Here is a 15745-nt window from a genome sequence, read left to right on the forward strand (position 1 = left end):
GTAATGCCCGCAGATAGAGCAACGCATGAAGCCGTGAGCGCCAAAACGTTACCTTTCTTTTGATCGATGACCTCGATGGCGGAGTCCCAAGTTTTGGTATCGGCGAAATGCGGACGAGCTACAAAGCCCGACAGCAGCGCCAGTACCACGAGCGCAACGATAAAGCCAATCTGCAGCTTTTTGTTTGCGCACACGACATCGGACAGACTGGGCTGCAGCTCGGTTACCGTCGTGTGCTCGGTTATCTGGACAGGACGCCCATGAGCCATCTCGTGCGCGTCTCTTTTTTGAATCGATCCATTGTCCGGCATTTGGATACCTCCTCATTCCGGCCTGTATTGCGGATGGAAGTATACCCACCCTGCGAAAAACCGAACGGGAAGACGAACAGAAGCCCCAAGACTGTCCCCAACGACTAGTCGTTTAAGAACGTCCCCAATGACTATCTCGGGATGAGTTGCGGGGAGGAGAACAGAAAAAGCCCTGCCGCGGGTAGCGGCAGAGCTTTTGGAAGGGGACTTGGTTGTGAGGACTCGTTAGGCGAGCTTGGCCTCGAGCTCGGCGATGCGCTTGTAGGCATCGATGGTAAAGCGGGCCTGCTTCTCCAGAATCATAGTGGTCATGAGGGTGTCCTGAGCGTGAGCCATGATGAAGGTCATCTCCATCTCGCCACCGCCGGCCTCCTGCGAAAGCAGCTTGGTCTGCGTGTCGTGGGCACCGATGAGTGCATCGCTGGCATCCTTGTGCAGCTGCTCGGCCTTCTCAAAGTCACCCTCGCGAGCAGCATCGAGCGCTGCAAGCAGATCGGTCTGAGCGTCACCTGCGTATGCGACAATCTCGAATCCAACCATCGAGATTTCTTCTTTGGTTGCCATATTGCGTTCCTTTCACATATGAACCAATGGAGAGCATCGCGTCCGGGCATACGCGCTGCGTTGTGTATGACAGAAACAATAACATTCAAACAAAAAAGAACAGCGCAAAACGTGATTTCGAGCTATGAACGGTCACTTTTCTCCCGTGAACGGTTTTTAAACCAATTTGAACAATATCGAACACAATTAGCGGCAACCCAAACAGATCCGCGCCCTAGCGTACATCGCGCACCGTATCGCCCTCGACGAGCACGCCCGGAAACAGCATGTGCTCCACACCGGGTCCAACGCCCTCGGCGCCGGCAATCTTGTCAACCGCCCACATGCCGACGCGCTTGTTGTCAAAGCGCACCGTAGTCAGGCGACAATCGGGCACGATGTCGCCCAGACTGTCATCAACACCCACCACGCTCACATCCTCGGGCACGTGCTTTCCGCGCGACTCGAGCCCGCGAATGCAGCCATATGCCATGGCATCGTTGGAGGCATAGATAGCAGTACAGGTCGGATCATCCGCCAGAGCCTGGCCTGCGGCATATCCGCTCTGTGCCGTCCAGTCGCCGCGCACGAGCTGCGGGGGCTCAATGCCATGCGCGCGCAATGTCTCGCGCCAGCCTTCCTCGCGCCGCATGCCCGAAAGCGAGCGCTCGGGGCATGAGATAAAGTGCACGGTTTTGTGCCCCTGCCCCAGCAAGTACTCGACCACCTGGCGCGAGCAATCGAACTGGTCGTTATCGACCGTTGAACAGAGCGGGTGCTCCAGCATGGTAACGAGCACCGTCTGCATACCGGGCAGCGGCTCAAAAGTGCCAAAGTCTGCCGGCATGCGGTTCATGATCACGACCATACCGTCTACCGGCAGCGCGCTCATGCGCGACGATGCGCTCTCGAGGGTATACGGATGCCCGTCTACTTTAGTGAGGGTGATGGCATAGCCATGTTTGTCGGCCGCGGCGGCAAAGCCCTCCATACGGTCAAGGTTACCGGTGCCGGTAATGCTGAACATGGCGACGCCGACGGTCTTAAACTTACCGCGGCGCAGCGATCGACCGGCAAAATTGGGGCGATACCCCAGCTCGCGCATGGCGGCACGCACGCGTTCCTTGGTCTCGGGGCGCACGCTGGGCGAATCGTGCACCGTACGCGAGACTGTCTGCTCCGAGACGCCCGCGAGACGCGCCACATCCTTAACGGAAACCGATTTTTTAACAGCGGCCATAGGTCGATCTTTCTATGTCAACGATGCCATTGGTGGCACCCTGCGCAGTCATTTTTAACGCCTTCAAGTATATCCAACGCCTCCCCCACCATACGCTCACCACCCAAAACCTACCGTTCACCGACATTTTTGCTTCACCGAACGGCTTTTGTCACCCAAATGTTAACGTTGCCATTGTGCAAACACAGAGCCACCGGGCGGCTCAAACGTTTACGCATAGGGAATCGACGGTTCGCAGGCACAGGAACCACCGGTTCGCGTCTTTTTTTGTGTCGCAAAATGGCAACGTCAACATTTTGGCAACCGAACGCCAAAAGCTACCATCGTTGTTAACCCACCGACTCTTAGGAGCATTGCATGGAGCAACTTATCGCCATCATCGAAAAGGGCCAGCCCTTTTTCAACGCGATCGCCCGCAACAAGTACCTCAAGGCGATTCGCGACGGCTTTATCTCCGTCATCCCCATCATCATCTTCTCGTCCATCTTCTGCCTGGTAGCCTCGGTCCCCAACATCTGGGGTTTCTACTGGCCCGATGACATCAACAACGCCCTGTGGAAGTGCTACAACTACTCCATGGGCATCCTGGCCATCGCCTGCGCCGCCACCACGGCCAAGCACTTCGCCGACGCCCAGAACCGCGATCTGCCCAAGAATAACCAAATCAACTTTATCTCGTGCATGTGCGCGGCCATCATCGGCTTCCTGCTCCTTTCGAGCGACACGATCGCCACGGACGCCGCCAGCGGCTTCAACACCACCTACCTTGGTTCCAAGGGCCTGCTGACTGCCTTCATCGCTGCGTTTGTGACCGGCATCATCTACAAGTTCTTCATTAAGCGCAACATCACCGTCAAGATGCCCGAGCAGGTTCCGCCCAACATCTCGCAGACCTTTAAGGACATCATCCCCTTCTCCGTCTGCATCACCGTCTTTTGGGTCTTTGACATCGTCTTCCGCGCTGCCTTTGGCTTCTGCTTTGCCCAGGGCGTCATCCAGGTGTTCCAGCCCCTGTTCACCGCTGCCGACGGCTACATCGGCCTTGCTGTGATCTACGGCGCCATGAGCCTCTTCTGGTTCGTGGGCGTCCACGGCCCCTCGATCGTCGAGCCCGCCATCGCCGCCGCCCTCGTTGCCAACATGACCGACAACCTGGCTGCGTTCCAGGCCGGCCAGCACGCTTCCGCTGTCCTGACCCAGGGTGCCCAGTACTTCGTCGTCTGCATGGGCGGCACCGGCGCCACGCTTGTCCTGGTCTTTATGTTCTGCTTCCTGGCCAAGTCCCAGGAGATGCGCGCCGTCGGTAAGGCCGCTATCGTCCCCGTCTGCTTTGCCGTCAACGAGCCGCTGCTGTTCGCCGCGCCCATCGTGCTCAACCCCGTCTTCTTTGTCCCGTTTGTCTTTGCCCCGATCGCCAACATCTGGATTCTCAAGATCTTTATCGACTTCTTGGGCATGAACGGCTTTATGTACACCCTGCCTTGGACCGTCCCCGGCCCCATCGGCACCATCATGGGCCTGGGCTTCCAGCCGCTCGCCTTTGTGATGCTCGCCCTTATCCTGGTCGTCGACTTCGTTCTGTACTACCCGTTCTTCCGTGCCTATGACGCCCAGAAGTGCGCCGAGGAGGCCGAGATTTCCGAGGAGGAGCTCGCCGCCAAGAACGCCGAGAAGGCCGCTAAGCTCAACGATGCCTTCCAGGGCAAGGCTGACGCCAAGAGCGTTGCCGCCGGCGCTGCTGCCGAGGCCGTGAAGGCCGACTCCCCCGCCGCTTCTGCAGCATCCGCTGCCGAGGCAACGACCGCCAGCGACCTCAACGGCAAGCGCGTGCTCGTGCTCTGCCAGGGCGGCGGAACCTCGGGCCTGCTCGCCAACGCGCTGGCCAAGGCTGCCAAGGAGCGCGGCATCAATCTTGAAACCGCTGCCGAGGCCTATGGCAACCACGTTGACATGCTCCCCGACTTTGACCTGGTCGTCCTGGCCCCGCAGGCCGCCAGCTACCTGGCCGACCTGCAGAAGGACTGCGAGCGCGTGGGCAACAAGTGCGTCGCCTGCCGTGGTAAGCAGTACATCGAGCTCTCCCAGAACGGCGACAAGTCTCTCGCCTTCGTAAGCGAGCAACTCTCGAAGTAAGTAACGCTCAGGGCCAGCCGACCATCCAAGACCGGCTGGCCCTTCGATTTAGACGATTGGATCATCATGTCCGTTAACCCTGCTAGCGTCACTAACCCGCCTGCGCAGTTTCCCGAGGACTTTGTCTTTGGCGGCGCCACTGCTGCCTACCAGGTAGAGGGCGAGACCCGCACTCACGGTAAGGGCAAGGTTGCCTGGGACGACTTCCTGGAGGCCCAGGGGCGCTTTTCCCCCGATCCCGCTTCGGACTTCTACAACCAGTACCCCGTCGACCTGGAACTGTGCGAGGAGTTTGGCATCAACGGCATCCGCCTCTCCATCGCCTGGAGCCGCATCTTCCCCAACGGCACCGGCGAGATCAACCCCGAGGGCGTCCAGTTCTACCACGACCTCTTCGCCGAATGCCATAAGCACCATGTTGAGCCGTTTGTCACGCTGCATCACTTCGATACGCCGCTGCCCCTCTTTGAGAAGGGCGACTTCCTCAACCGCGAGACCATCGACGCCTTTGTGGACTTTGCCACCTTCTGCTTTAAGGAGTACGCCGACCAGGTGACCTATTGGTTCACCTTTAACGAGATCTGGGCGGACGCCTCCAACACCTACATCGAGGGCACCTTCCCCGGCGGCGTCAAGGCGCATCTTGCCGAGGCCTTCCAGTGCGAGCACAACATGATGCTCGCCCACGCCAAGGCAGTACTGGCCTTCCACAACGGCGGTTTTAAGGGCAAGATCGGCGTCATCCAGTCGCTGGAGTTCAAGTATCCGCTCAACGAGAACGACCCCGCCGACATCAAGGCCGCCAACAACGAGCACGTGCTGCAGAACCAGTTCTTGCTCGACGCCACCTTCCGCGGCGACTACGCGCCCGACACCCTCGAGTGCGCCAACCGCTTGGCGGCCATCTCGGGCGGCACCATCGAGATCCTGGACGAGGATCTCGAGATCATGCGCGAGGCCGCGCTCTACAACGACTACCTGGGCGTTAACAACTACCAGTGCCGCTTCTTGAAGGCTTATGACGGCGAGAACGACCTGCACCACAACGGTACGGGCGAGAAGGGCACCGGCCGCTGGCGCGTTAAGGGCATTGGCGAGCATGTGAACAAGCCTGGCATCCCCACCACCGACTGGGACTGGATCATCTATCCCGAGGGCCTGTTCGATCTGCTCGTCTACATTAAGCAGCGCTACCCCAACTACAAGCAAATCTTCATCACCGAGAACGGCATGGGCTACAAGGACCCCTACAAGGACGGTTTTGTGGACGACCAGCCGCGCATCGACTACATCGAGCAGCACCTGCGCTGGTTGCTCAAGGCCATGGAGGTGGGCGTCAACGTGGGTGGCTACTTCCTGTGGAGCCTGCAGGATCAGTTCTCCTGGACCAATGGTTACAACAAGCGTTACGGCTTCTTCTACGTTGACTTTGAAACCCAGAAGCGCACGCCCAAGGCAAGCGCCTACTGGTATAAGCACGTGGCGCAGACCCGTCGTCTGGACTAGCGGCTTGCGACCAGCGGAATTGCCCCGCTCACATAACCTGTCCCCATTTCTCAGCCGGGGGCGGCACGTCACACGACGCGCCGCCCCCGGCCTTTTTTGGGCAGACCGTACCGCACGTTTGTCTCAATCTGTAACATCTAGCTGAGTTTTTCGCTCCAAGCTGTTACAGATCGAGACAAACAGAACGCCCGAGCAGAAATATCTCAATCTGTAACATCTAGCTGAGATTTTCGGCCCTACCTGTTACAGGTTGAGATGAACGAGCCAAGCACGCCTACGCCCGCAAATCCCGCACGCTCGCACGCTCGACCAACACGCCCGAGACAAGCGTACGACTTCTGGAGCTCGGGGCTTCCAAACCCGCAACGACCTCGTTAAGCGCACGGATGCCCAGCTCGCGGTGGCGAAACTTCACCGACGTCAGAATCGAGTTGGGAATCGTCTTGTAGAGCTCATCGTCGAAGCCGATCACGGACACGTCGTCGGGCACACTGAGCCCTTTGTCACGTAGGGCCACCATCACGCCGTTTGCCATGTAGTCGTTAGCAGCGAGGACCGCCGTGCAATCGGGTTTATCGGCAAGCACAAGGCCCGCGGCATAGCCACTATCCGCATTCCAATCGCCTTGCAGAGGTTCGGGCGGCTCAATGCCACGCGCCTCGAGTGCCGCACGCCAACCTTTCATACGGCACTGGCTCGACAGCGACTCTTTCTTACCCGAAACGAAATACACGTTCTTGTGACCATGATCCAAGAAGTACTCGCACGCCATGCGCGCGCCACCCTCTTGATCGTCACTAACGGTAGAGCAGGTAGGATGCTCCATCGGCGTGATAATCACCGTCTTGAGGTCCTTCGGTGCCTCAAAGGTATCAAAGTCATCGACCATCTGACGCAGGTTGAAGATCATGCCATCAACAGGCAGCTGCGACATCCTGCGCGCCGCTTCGGCAAGGGTCATCTTCTCCCCCGCGCGCTTCTTAATCATCGTGAGCGCAAAGCCGCGTTCTTCGGCGGCATCGGCGATACCGTCAATCATGTCCACGGCGCCGCCCGACAAGTGGAACATCACCACGCCGATGCACCCGTAACGGCCCAACTTGAGTGAACGCGCGGCAAAGTTCGCCCGGAACCCAAGCGTCTCCATGGCAGCATGGACCCTATCGCGTGTCGACTCTCGCACGCTATCGGGCTCGTTGATCACACGCGAAACCGTCTTGAGAGAAACGCCCGCGGCAATCGCCACATCGTTCATCGAGACGTTTTTCTTGTCCATCGTTGCCACTGCTTCTCCACTCGGTTCTCTATCGCTTGTTTTTTGCGTTCTAGCATACACTACCTGCCCGACTGACAAATCAGCCGTTTATCGGACAATATCGACCGTTCACCCGTAAATCCTTGTTGCTCTTCCAAAAATGTCTTACGTTGTCATTAACGAAATGACAACGTTGTCATTTCGCAATGCCTTCCTTAAGCAGGAAGGTTTCCGGGCAGTCCTGACCATCCATCGACGACCAGTTCCATCCACATGCATCGCGCATCAAGTAGCAAAGGAGCTTTATGGACGCCATCGTAAAGATGCTCGAAAAGCATCAGCCGTTCTTTGAGAAGATCTCGAGGAACATCTACCTCCAGGCTATTAAAGACGGATTCCTTGGGTGCATGCCCATCGTCCTCACCTCTTCGATCTTTCTGCTGATCGCCACCCTTCCCGGCGTGGTCGGCATCACGTTGCCCCAACCGCTCATCGACTGGTGCAATAAGCTGTACAACTTCACCATGGGCGTCATGGGCATCATGGTTGCCGGCACCACTGCCAAGAACTTTACGGCTTCCATGAACCGTCGCATGCCCGCCGGCAAAGTGCTCAACGACGGCTCCACCATGGTGGCCGCCCAGTGCAGTATGCTTTTGCTCGCCGTTACGCAGTTCACCACCAAGTTCAACGGCTCCGAGCTTTCGGTCTTCGACTGCACCAGCATGGGCACGCGCGGTCTGTTCTCGGCCTATATCGCCGCGTTCATCACCGTGTGGGTCTACAAATTCTGCGTCTCGCGCGATTTGACCATTAAGCTGCCCAAGGAGGTCCCGGGCGCCATCGCTCAGAACTTCCGCGACATCATCCCCTTTGGCGGCGCCGTCATTATCTGCGGCATCATCGATGTCGTCGTGCGCAACCTCATGGGCGTTCCGTTCTCCGAGCTGCTCATCAAGCTGCTCTCCCCGCTCTTCACTGCAGCAGAGACCTACCCCGGACTCATCCTTATTCAGGCAGCCACCGCGTTCTTCTGGTTCATCGGCGTCCACGGCCCCTCGATCGTCCAGCCGGGCATCGACCCCATCCGTCTTGCCAACCAGGCCGAGAACCTGCAGGTTCTGCTGGCCGGTGGTCACCCCGCCCACTCCCTCACCTTTAACATGTCGCTCGTGGGTGAGTTCGGCGGCACCGGCGCCACGTTCATCGTGCCGCTTCTGCTGATTCTCTTTATGAAGTCCAAGCAGCTCAAGGCCGTCGGTAAGGCCTCGATTGTTCCTGTTGCCTTCGCTGTCAACGAACCGCTGCTCTTTGGCGCGCCGATGATCCTTAACCCCTACATGCTCATCCCCTTTGTTGCCGCCGGTTGCGTCAACGTGAGCGTTGCCAAGTTCTTTATCGATAACGTGGGCATGAACGGCTTCTCCTTCGTGGTACCTTGGGCCACCCCTGCCCCCATCGGCATCTTCATCACCACGAACTTCCAGCTTATCGCCCTGGTGTTTGTCGCAATCATCATATTGCTGGACGCCATCATCTACCTGCCGTTCTTGAAGGCATACGATAAGCTGCTCTGCGACCAGGAGGCCGAGCGCGCCGCCGAGCTGGGTCTTGAGTCCGATGGTGCTGCCACCATCGCCGCCAACGCCCCTGCGCCCGCTGTCGAGCAGGCTACCGCTTCCGTCGAGCCGACCGCCGCTGCCGCCGACAGCAAGCCTGTCGCCGATCAGCCCGAGCCCGCCGCCGACGTATCCGCTAAGAAGGACGTCGATGGCCTGAAGGTCCTCGTCCTGTGCGCCGGCGCCGGCACCTCTGCCATGCTTGCCAACGCCATCAAGGAAGGTGCTGCGCAGACTGGAGAGAACATCGCTTCCTCCGCAGGCGCCTATGGCCAGCACACTGCCATCATGGATCAGTACGACGTTATCGTGCTTGCCCCGCAGGTTCGTAGCTACTACAACGACATGAAGGCCGACACTGATCGCCTGGGCATTAAGCTGCTCGCCCCGCGCGGCAAGGAATATATCGACCTCACCCGCGACCCCGCCGGCGCCATCAAGTGGCTCCGCGAGAACCTCGACTAGTTCCTCCCTCTGTTGGTGCTCGGATCCCCAGTTCGGGCACCTCTCCCTATTCGTATCCCACAGAAAGGATGACTCATGACCAACCCCATGCAGTTCCCCGACGGTTTTGTGTTTGGCGGCGCCACCGCCGCTTACCAAGTTGAGGGCGAGACCCGCACGCACGGCAAGGGCAAAGTGCCCTGGGACGATTTCCTGGCAGCTCAGGGTCGCTTCTCCCCCGACCCCGCAAGCGATTTCTACAACAAGTATCCAGTCGATATCGACCTGTGCCAGCGCTTCGGCATTAACGGCATTCGTGTCTCCATCGCTTGGAGCCGCATCTTCCCCAGTGGCACCGGCGAGATTAACCCCGAGGGTGTCGCTTTCTATCACGAGCTTTTCGCCACCTGCAACAAAGCTGGCGTTATCCCCTATGTCACGCTCGATCACTTCGATACGCCCGAGGCCTTTTACCAGAACGGCGGCGAGGGTTTCCTGACGCGCACGACCATCGACGCCTTCGTCGAGTACGCCAAGTTCTGCTTTGCCGAGTTCACCGAGGTCAAGCACTGGTTTACCTTTAACGAGATTCCCGCAACCGCCGAGGGCAGCTTTATCGTCGGCAACTGGCCGCACGGCGAGAAGTACCGCCTGGACAAGGCCTTCCAGCTCATGCACAACATGATGGTGGCCCACGCCAAGGCTGTCGTCGCCTTCCATGAGGGCGGCTTTGAGGGCGAGATCGGCATTGTCCAGAACCTGGAGCCCAAGTATCCCCTCGATCCCAACAGCGCTGCCGACTGCGAGGCGGCTCGTATGGCCGACGTCATCAACAACCGCTGGGTACTCGACGCCACCTTCCGCGGCCACTATGCAGCCGACACCATGGAGGCCGCGACCAAGCTGGCCCATATCGCCGGCGGCGAGCTCGACGTCCTCGACGAGGACATCGCCGCGCTGACCGCAGCGCTCCCCTACAACGATTGCCTGGGCGTCAACACCTACAAGTGCCAGTTCCTGCGTGCCGCCGAGGGCGAAAACGACATCAACCACAATGGCACCGGCGACAAGGGCTCCTCGCGCTGGTTCCTCAAGGGCGTGGGCGAGTCATGCGTGCGCGAAGGCGTACCCACCACCGATTGGGACTGGATCATCTATCCCGAGGGCCTCTACGACCTGCTGCTGCGCATTAAGAACGATTACCCCAACTACAAGAAGATCTACATCACCGAGAACGGCATGGGCTATAAGGACGACTTCGAGGATGGCTTTATCGACGACGCCCCTCGTATCGACTACATGCGCCAGCATCTCGCATGGATCCTCAAGGCAATCGACGGCGGCGTAAACGTCGACGGTTACTTTGTGTGGTCGCTGCAGGACCAGTTCTCCTGGACCAACGGCTATAACAAGCGCTACGGCCTGTTCTACATCGACTTCGAGACCCAGAAGCGCTATCCCAAGGCGAGCGCGTACTGGTACAAGAACGTCGCGGAGACCGGCCTGCTTATGGCCTAATTCAAGCCGCATACCCCCTGTCGGCCGCATGCGAATCCCTCCACGGGTTCGCATGCGGCTTTTTTGTTTTGGCTCGACCCGAGCAGGCCGTTTGTCTCGATTTGTAACATCTAGCAGGGATTTTCGGCCCTAGCTGTTACAGATCAAGACAAACAGAACGCCCGAGCAGAAATATCTCAATCTGTAACACATAGCCCACTTTTAACCGTCTAACTGTTACAGATCGAGACAATAAGATAGTCAAATCCAAACTTTCCAAGCAGTTATGAAGCATGGTTTCTAGTTTTCGGTATCACGAACATACTTTCGGTATCATTTAATGATATTATGATATCGAAAGTATGTTCGTGATACCGAAAGGAGCCGCATGCGCCAGTTCGATTACACCACAGTCCCAGCGGAACTCGAAGCAACTCCAATCACCAACCTCCTCCTCTCGATACGCGAGCATAAAGGCCGTCAGCTTGCTCTGAGTCAAGTCAAACCCGAGCTTCTATCGTCCCTAATGGAGGAGGCTAAGATCCAAAGCACCCGATCCTCCAACGGACTTGAAGGAATTGTTACCACCCAAAAAAGACTCAAAGCGATCATGGCGTATTCCGCCAAGCCAAGCTCCCGCGCAGAGGAAGAAATCGCTGGATACCGAGATGTGCTGTCGCTTATTCACGAGCAACACGATTCCATTCCCGTAACGCCATCGGTCATTCTGCAGTTGCATCGTGACCTCATGGCGCACACGGCAATCTCGTATGGAGGCCATTGGAAAGATGGCGATACCGAAATCGTCTCCATTGACGATCAAGGTAATCGATTTGTGCGCTTTAGGCCCCCTTCGGCTCTAGCAACCCCGGGACTTATTAAAGAAGCCTGCCAGTCCCTCAACGATGCTTTATCTCGCCAAGTTTGCGATCCCCTCCTTATATCGCTCCGCTTTATCTTCGATTTTGTTAGCATTCATCCCTTCAACGATGGCAATGGCAGGATGAGCCGGCTCCTTACAACGCTGCTGCTCGAAAAGACTGGATACGACGTTGCGCGTTACATCAGCATCGAACGACTTATTGAAGACAACAAGGCGCTCTACTACAACGCCCTCGCTGCAAGCTCCACTGGATGGAATGAAAATCAAAACACCGAAGCACCTTTTATCCGTTTCATGCTCGGAACAACCCTAGCCGCTTACCGACAGCTCGAGCAGCGTACCTTAATTGAATCAAGCACTCGTCCCATGTCGAAGCAAGCGCGCATCGCTGTTCTATTTCAACAGAGACCCGGCGTCATTAAGAAATCCGACATCCGGTCCAACTGCCCCGATATCAGCGAGGTAACCGTTAAACGAACCCTCGGTCAGCTTGTTAGTTGCAGCGCAATCGAAAAAACAGGAGCGGGCCGTTCGACGGGCTACATACTCAAAGACGTCCATGCTCTAGAACTATTCTTGCAATCCACAATACCCGATGGCGAGGCCGCAATAACAAAAGAGGCTCCAAAGGATAAGCTCCTTGAACGTGTAAACCACGCCGAGGATGAAAGCAAAGAGGGACTCTATGAAGACTATGATTCATTCTCAAGGGACATAAAGACGAAATACGGAGTCTAGTCATATCTCAGAATAGCCTCATCCTTGTTGCTCAAAGTTATTTGCGCGTCATTGTAAAGCGGTACCCCTGCGCCGGCAGGGGGCAGAAGTATCGCCTGCCGATCCTGCTGGAGTCGGCAATCAGATAGCGCGCATCGGCCTTGCTAAAGGCGAGCTGCTGGATACGGCCCTCGTCCATGTTGGACGTAGATACGTCACCGTCCAAGATGCCGTTGGCACCGATAAACGCCGCGTCGATGCCCAGCGCACGCAGGGCATCCTCGGCCGTTGGCCCCACAAAAGTGGCAGTGCGGCGACGGTACATACCGCCCACGAGGCACAGGCCGCAGCCCTCGCGCGCCTCGAGCAGGTTAAAGACCGAAAGCGAATTGGTCACATAGATGGAAGGCAGCTTGTCGGTGACTCGGAGAGCGCCAATGCGACCTCACGACGGTTGCGCTCATTGTCTCAATTAGATACTCAACGAAATACGGCCCCGCAGTTCAATAAGCTGCGGGGCCGTACTATACACCGACGAATCAACGACGGAGTGCATCCACTATTTGGCCAGCTCCTGAACGATCCAGTCAATTGCACCTTCGGGATCGTTGGTAAGGTCGATATACTCCTTGCCCCTTGTGGTGAGCAGTTTAATTCCAAGGCGATCGGTATCGGCCTTCATAGCGTCATAGTACATGCGTGCCTGGGGCGCCAGAACAATCACGTTGTACTGATCCATCGTCTCATAGTGGCTTCCGTACGCACCGGACTGAGAAACCAGATCAATACCCTTAGCAGCGGCACCTTCGCGAAGAGCATTTGCCAAGAGAGTCGAAGTGCCGGCACCCTGGCAAAGCACAAGCACGCGGATCTGCTCCGCCTTGTCCTTTACCGCCTCGAGAGCTTTTGCGACATTTTCCTGTGCGGCAATAGCATCTGCATCCGAGGTTCCTGCAGTCTCCTTTGCAGACTCTTCCAAACAAAGCTGATGGTCATACGCCTTGCAGAACGGATAGTAAATCACAAAGTCAACGACCAACAGCACTGCCATCAATACGAGAGAACGCAGATCGAGACCCGTGGTGAGGAATGCACCGATTGGGCCGGGAAGCGCCCACGGCATGGTATACATGGGGGCGTTCATTCCAATGACGTCAATGAAAAATTTACCGATAATGGCGTTGACCATAGGAGCCACTAGGAAGGGCACGAACATATAGGGATTGAGAACAATCGGCATACCGAAGATAACGGGCTCGTTAACTCCAAAAATCACCGGGATAATCGATGCCTTGCCCATAGCTTTAAGCTGCTTGGAGCGCATAAACATGATCAGGATAATAGGAACGATGAACGTGCAGCCAGAACCGCCCAGACCGCCGATGAAGCTTGTAAAGTCCTGCGTGAGAGCAATTGACGGGTGTCCACCTGCTTGGAAAACCTCAAGATTGGTAACGGTATTGCCGTAGAGCGCAGCATTGATCGGACTCATGACAACCGAAGCACCGTGGATACCCATAAATTGGAAAAGCGCGACCGCGCCTTCGATAAGCGCCATGCCAGGATAGGTGTCGACCGCGGAGAACAGCGGCGAGATGAGAGCGGATACCAAATTGGCGAACGGCACAGCAAGCAGCTTGCGGCTCGCAAGATCGATAAAAGCGCACGCAAGGATCGAAAACCCAAATGCAAAGATATCGCGAAAACTCTGCGCAATAGAGCCAGGGACCTCTTTGGGAAGCTTGATCGTCACATTATGGCTAATGCACACCTTATAGATATTAACGGTCAAGAATGCGGATACGAACGCAGCGATAAAACCCTTGGTTCCCATGTAGCCGGTTTCAAAAACAGACGTATCTGCTCCGCCAATCGAGACAACATCGTTCGTCACCGATAGCAAGAACATGCCGCACATGGCACAAACCATGCACGAGGTGGGGTTGAGAGATTTGCCCGAAGGCATGCGGCGGTTCATCGACTTGGCAAGTGAGCTCGCCGTGGTGCCGGCCACCATAATGCCAAGAAGTCCCATGGTATATGCATAGATTTTATTAAAGAAATCCAGCACCTCAGACGGAAGCGCGATGCCTACATAGGCAGGGAGCGTCGAAAGAAGAAGGAACAGACTCGAGAACAGCACAATTGGCATATTCGAGAGAAAGCCATCCTTAATCGCCACCAGATAAATGTTCCTTGAGATTTTGTCGAAGAGGGCCTGGTGTTTTTCAAGGAATTTGACGATAGCGTCCATAACACATCCTTTCATGATTCCCGGGCACACAACGATTTATCCGGACTCAACCGTCGTCGTCCCCGTTTGTATCCACGTATGTAAGTGAATACGTTCTTGTGCGAAATGTAATATCATTTGCGCGATTTGTCATAACCAATTCTTTTTCCGCTTTGTCGATATGTCAAGAATTCAAATACTTATTCGGTGAACGGTAGTTGATTAATATAAGGTTTTCCCAGCTAAAGGCTATTTTTTCCGAGCAATACAATAAGCTTGCAACCGTTCACCGATTGGATATAACATATTGAATATATTGTTGTAACAATATTAGAGACAATGTCACAAGCCTGTCGTTCTAGTCAAAGGAAGTAACAATGCCCAAACGATTACTGAACATGTCCGCATCCGATTTTGCCGCCACGTCACCCATGGATCTAAAGCAGGCAATTCTGGCTTCCGAGGGACGTACCATCATGGCGGAAAACGTACCCTCTTCCCAATTTCTCGGCGGCGTTACTAATGCAGAAATCGAACGTGCCGCAGGTGCCGACCTGCTTCTGTTTAACGCGCTCGATGTGTTCGATCCAGTTATTGCCGGTATTCCAGATGATCTCAATGAAAACCCGGTCACTTGGGTGAAGCGAGCATGCGGAAGGCCCATTGGCGTCAATCTGGAGCCAGTTGATAACGAGGCAGAGATGTCTGAATCCCGAACGGAAATCCCCATGGGTCGTCGCGTCTCTCCCAAAACCTTAGAAAAGGCTAACGAACTCGGATTTGATTTTATCTGCCTGACGGGCAACCCTGGAACCGGCGTCTCCAACGATGCAATCGCCCATTCGATTAAACTCTCCAAAGAGCATTTCAATGGCCTGGTCATAGCCGGAAAAATGCATGGAGCGGGCGTTGCGGAACCTGTCATGACGCTCGAAATTGCGCGCAAGTTTGTTGACCTCGGCGTCGATATCCTTCTCGTGCCAGCCCCCTACACCGTCCCTTGCTTCCAAGAAGCAGACCTGCGCGCCATCGTAGACTTTGTACGATCCCACAACGTAGGCAAGTCAATTGAAGAGAAGGTTCTCGTCATGGCGGCGAACGGGACGAGTCAAGACTCCTGCGACAGCGAGACCATTAAGAAAATAGGCCTTGCAGCAAAAGCAGCCGGCGCTGACCTCCAACATATCGGGGACTCCATGAACGGTATTTGCCTGCCCCAGAATATCTTCACGCTCGGACAAGCCCTTCGTGGATACAGGCATCAGATCGTCATGCTGAGCCGCTCTGTGATACGTTAAGGTTACCTTGCCCACGTTACATCCCGACTGAGGCAACCATCAGGTATAACCAACATGCAAACTGAG

Annotated in this window: 12 protein-coding genes; 6 read left to right on the forward strand and 6 right to left on the reverse strand. The window is 56.2% G+C overall.

Annotated features, from left to right (window positions below):
• The 3 genes from ABHR76_RS03990 to ABHR76_RS04000 form a co-directional block, all read right to left on the reverse strand.
• On the reverse strand, positions 1–311 hold a 311-nt coding region (locus tag ABHR76_RS03990; protein WP_430392684.1), incomplete at its 3' end, for a hypothetical protein.
• 225 nt (positions 312–536) lie between these two features.
• Positions 537–875, reverse strand: coding sequence for a PTS lactose/cellobiose transporter subunit IIA (locus tag ABHR76_RS03995; RefSeq protein ID WP_055252615.1), 339 nt, complete (start codon positions 873–875; stop codon positions 537–539).
• A gap of 214 nt (positions 876–1089) precedes the next feature.
• Positions 1090–2094, reverse strand: a complete 1005-nt coding sequence (locus ABHR76_RS04000) for a LacI family DNA-binding transcriptional regulator (protein ID WP_346976858.1) — start codon at positions 2092–2094, stop codon at positions 1090–1092.
• A gap of 357 nt (positions 2095–2451) precedes the next feature.
• Between ABHR76_RS04000 and ABHR76_RS04005 the strand changes: the two genes are divergently transcribed.
• Together ABHR76_RS04005 and lacG (ABHR76_RS04010) are read left to right on the forward strand one after the other, a co-directional pair.
• Positions 2452–4227: a lactose/cellobiose PTS transporter subunit IIB gene (locus ABHR76_RS04005; protein ID WP_346976859.1), complete on the forward strand. Its 1776-nt coding sequence runs from the start codon at positions 2452–2454 to the stop codon at positions 4225–4227.
• Between the two features lie 66 nt (positions 4228–4293).
• Positions 4294–5733: a 6-phospho-beta-galactosidase gene (gene lacG, locus ABHR76_RS04010; protein ID WP_117758688.1), complete on the forward strand. Its 1440-nt coding sequence runs from the start codon at positions 4294–4296 to the stop codon at positions 5731–5733.
• 274 nt (positions 5734–6007) lie between these two features.
• Here lacG (ABHR76_RS04010) and ABHR76_RS04015 read toward each other — a convergent pair whose 3' ends face one another.
• Positions 6008–7009, reverse strand: coding sequence for a LacI family DNA-binding transcriptional regulator (locus tag ABHR76_RS04015; RefSeq protein ID WP_346976860.1), 1002 nt, complete (start codon positions 7007–7009; stop codon positions 6008–6010).
• A 284-nt stretch (positions 7010–7293) separates the two neighbouring features.
• On the opposite strand from ABHR76_RS04015, the gene ABHR76_RS04020 reads away from it, so the two are divergent.
• The 3 genes from ABHR76_RS04020 to ABHR76_RS04030 all read left to right on the forward strand — a co-directional run bounded on the left by ABHR76_RS04020 (position 7294) and on the right by ABHR76_RS04030 (position 12169).
• On the forward strand, positions 7294–9072 hold the full coding sequence (locus ABHR76_RS04020) for a PTS lactose transporter subunit IIBC (protein ID WP_346976861.1): 1779 nt from the start codon (positions 7294–7296) through the stop codon (positions 9070–9072).
• Positions 9073–9147: 75 nt separating this feature from the next.
• Positions 9148–10569 carry a 6-phospho-beta-galactosidase gene (lacG, locus tag ABHR76_RS04025; RefSeq protein WP_346976862.1) on the forward strand — a complete coding sequence of 474 codons (1422 nt, stop codon included), beginning with the start codon at positions 9148–9150 and terminating at the stop codon, positions 10567–10569.
• Positions 10570–10936: 367 nt separating this feature from the next.
• The gene (locus ABHR76_RS04030; RefSeq protein WP_346976863.1) at positions 10937–12169 is read left to right on the forward strand and encodes a Fic family protein; all 1233 of its coding nucleotides are present in this window, start codon (positions 10937–10939) and stop codon (positions 12167–12169) included.
• A gap of 37 nt (positions 12170–12206) precedes the next feature.
• On the opposite strand, the gene ABHR76_RS04035 is transcribed toward ABHR76_RS04030, so the two are convergent.
• Together ABHR76_RS04035 and ABHR76_RS04040 are read right to left on the reverse strand one after the other, a co-directional pair.
• Positions 12207–12545 carry a sugar phosphate isomerase family gene (locus ABHR76_RS04035; RefSeq protein WP_346976864.1) on the reverse strand — a complete coding sequence of 113 codons (339 nt, stop codon included), beginning with the start codon at positions 12543–12545 and terminating at the stop codon, positions 12207–12209.
• Between the two features lie 162 nt (positions 12546–12707).
• A complete protein-coding gene (locus ABHR76_RS04040; protein WP_346976865.1) occupies positions 12708–14402 on the reverse strand; it encodes a PTS lactose transporter subunit IIBC in 1695 nt (564 codons plus the stop codon).
• A gap of 377 nt (positions 14403–14779) precedes the next feature.
• Between ABHR76_RS04040 and ABHR76_RS04045 the strand changes: the two genes are divergently transcribed.
• Entirely contained in the window at positions 14780–15679 is a 900-nt protein-coding gene (locus ABHR76_RS04045) for a DUF7916 family protein (RefSeq protein ID WP_006234814.1), read from the forward strand.
• The last annotated feature ends 66 nt before the right edge of the window (positions 15680–15745 follow it).

Origin of the sequence: Collinsella aerofaciens (genome assembly GCF_039752985.1) — a bacterium.
Taxonomy (GTDB): domain Bacteria; phylum Actinomycetota; class Coriobacteriia; order Coriobacteriales; family Coriobacteriaceae; genus Collinsella; species Collinsella aerofaciens_BT.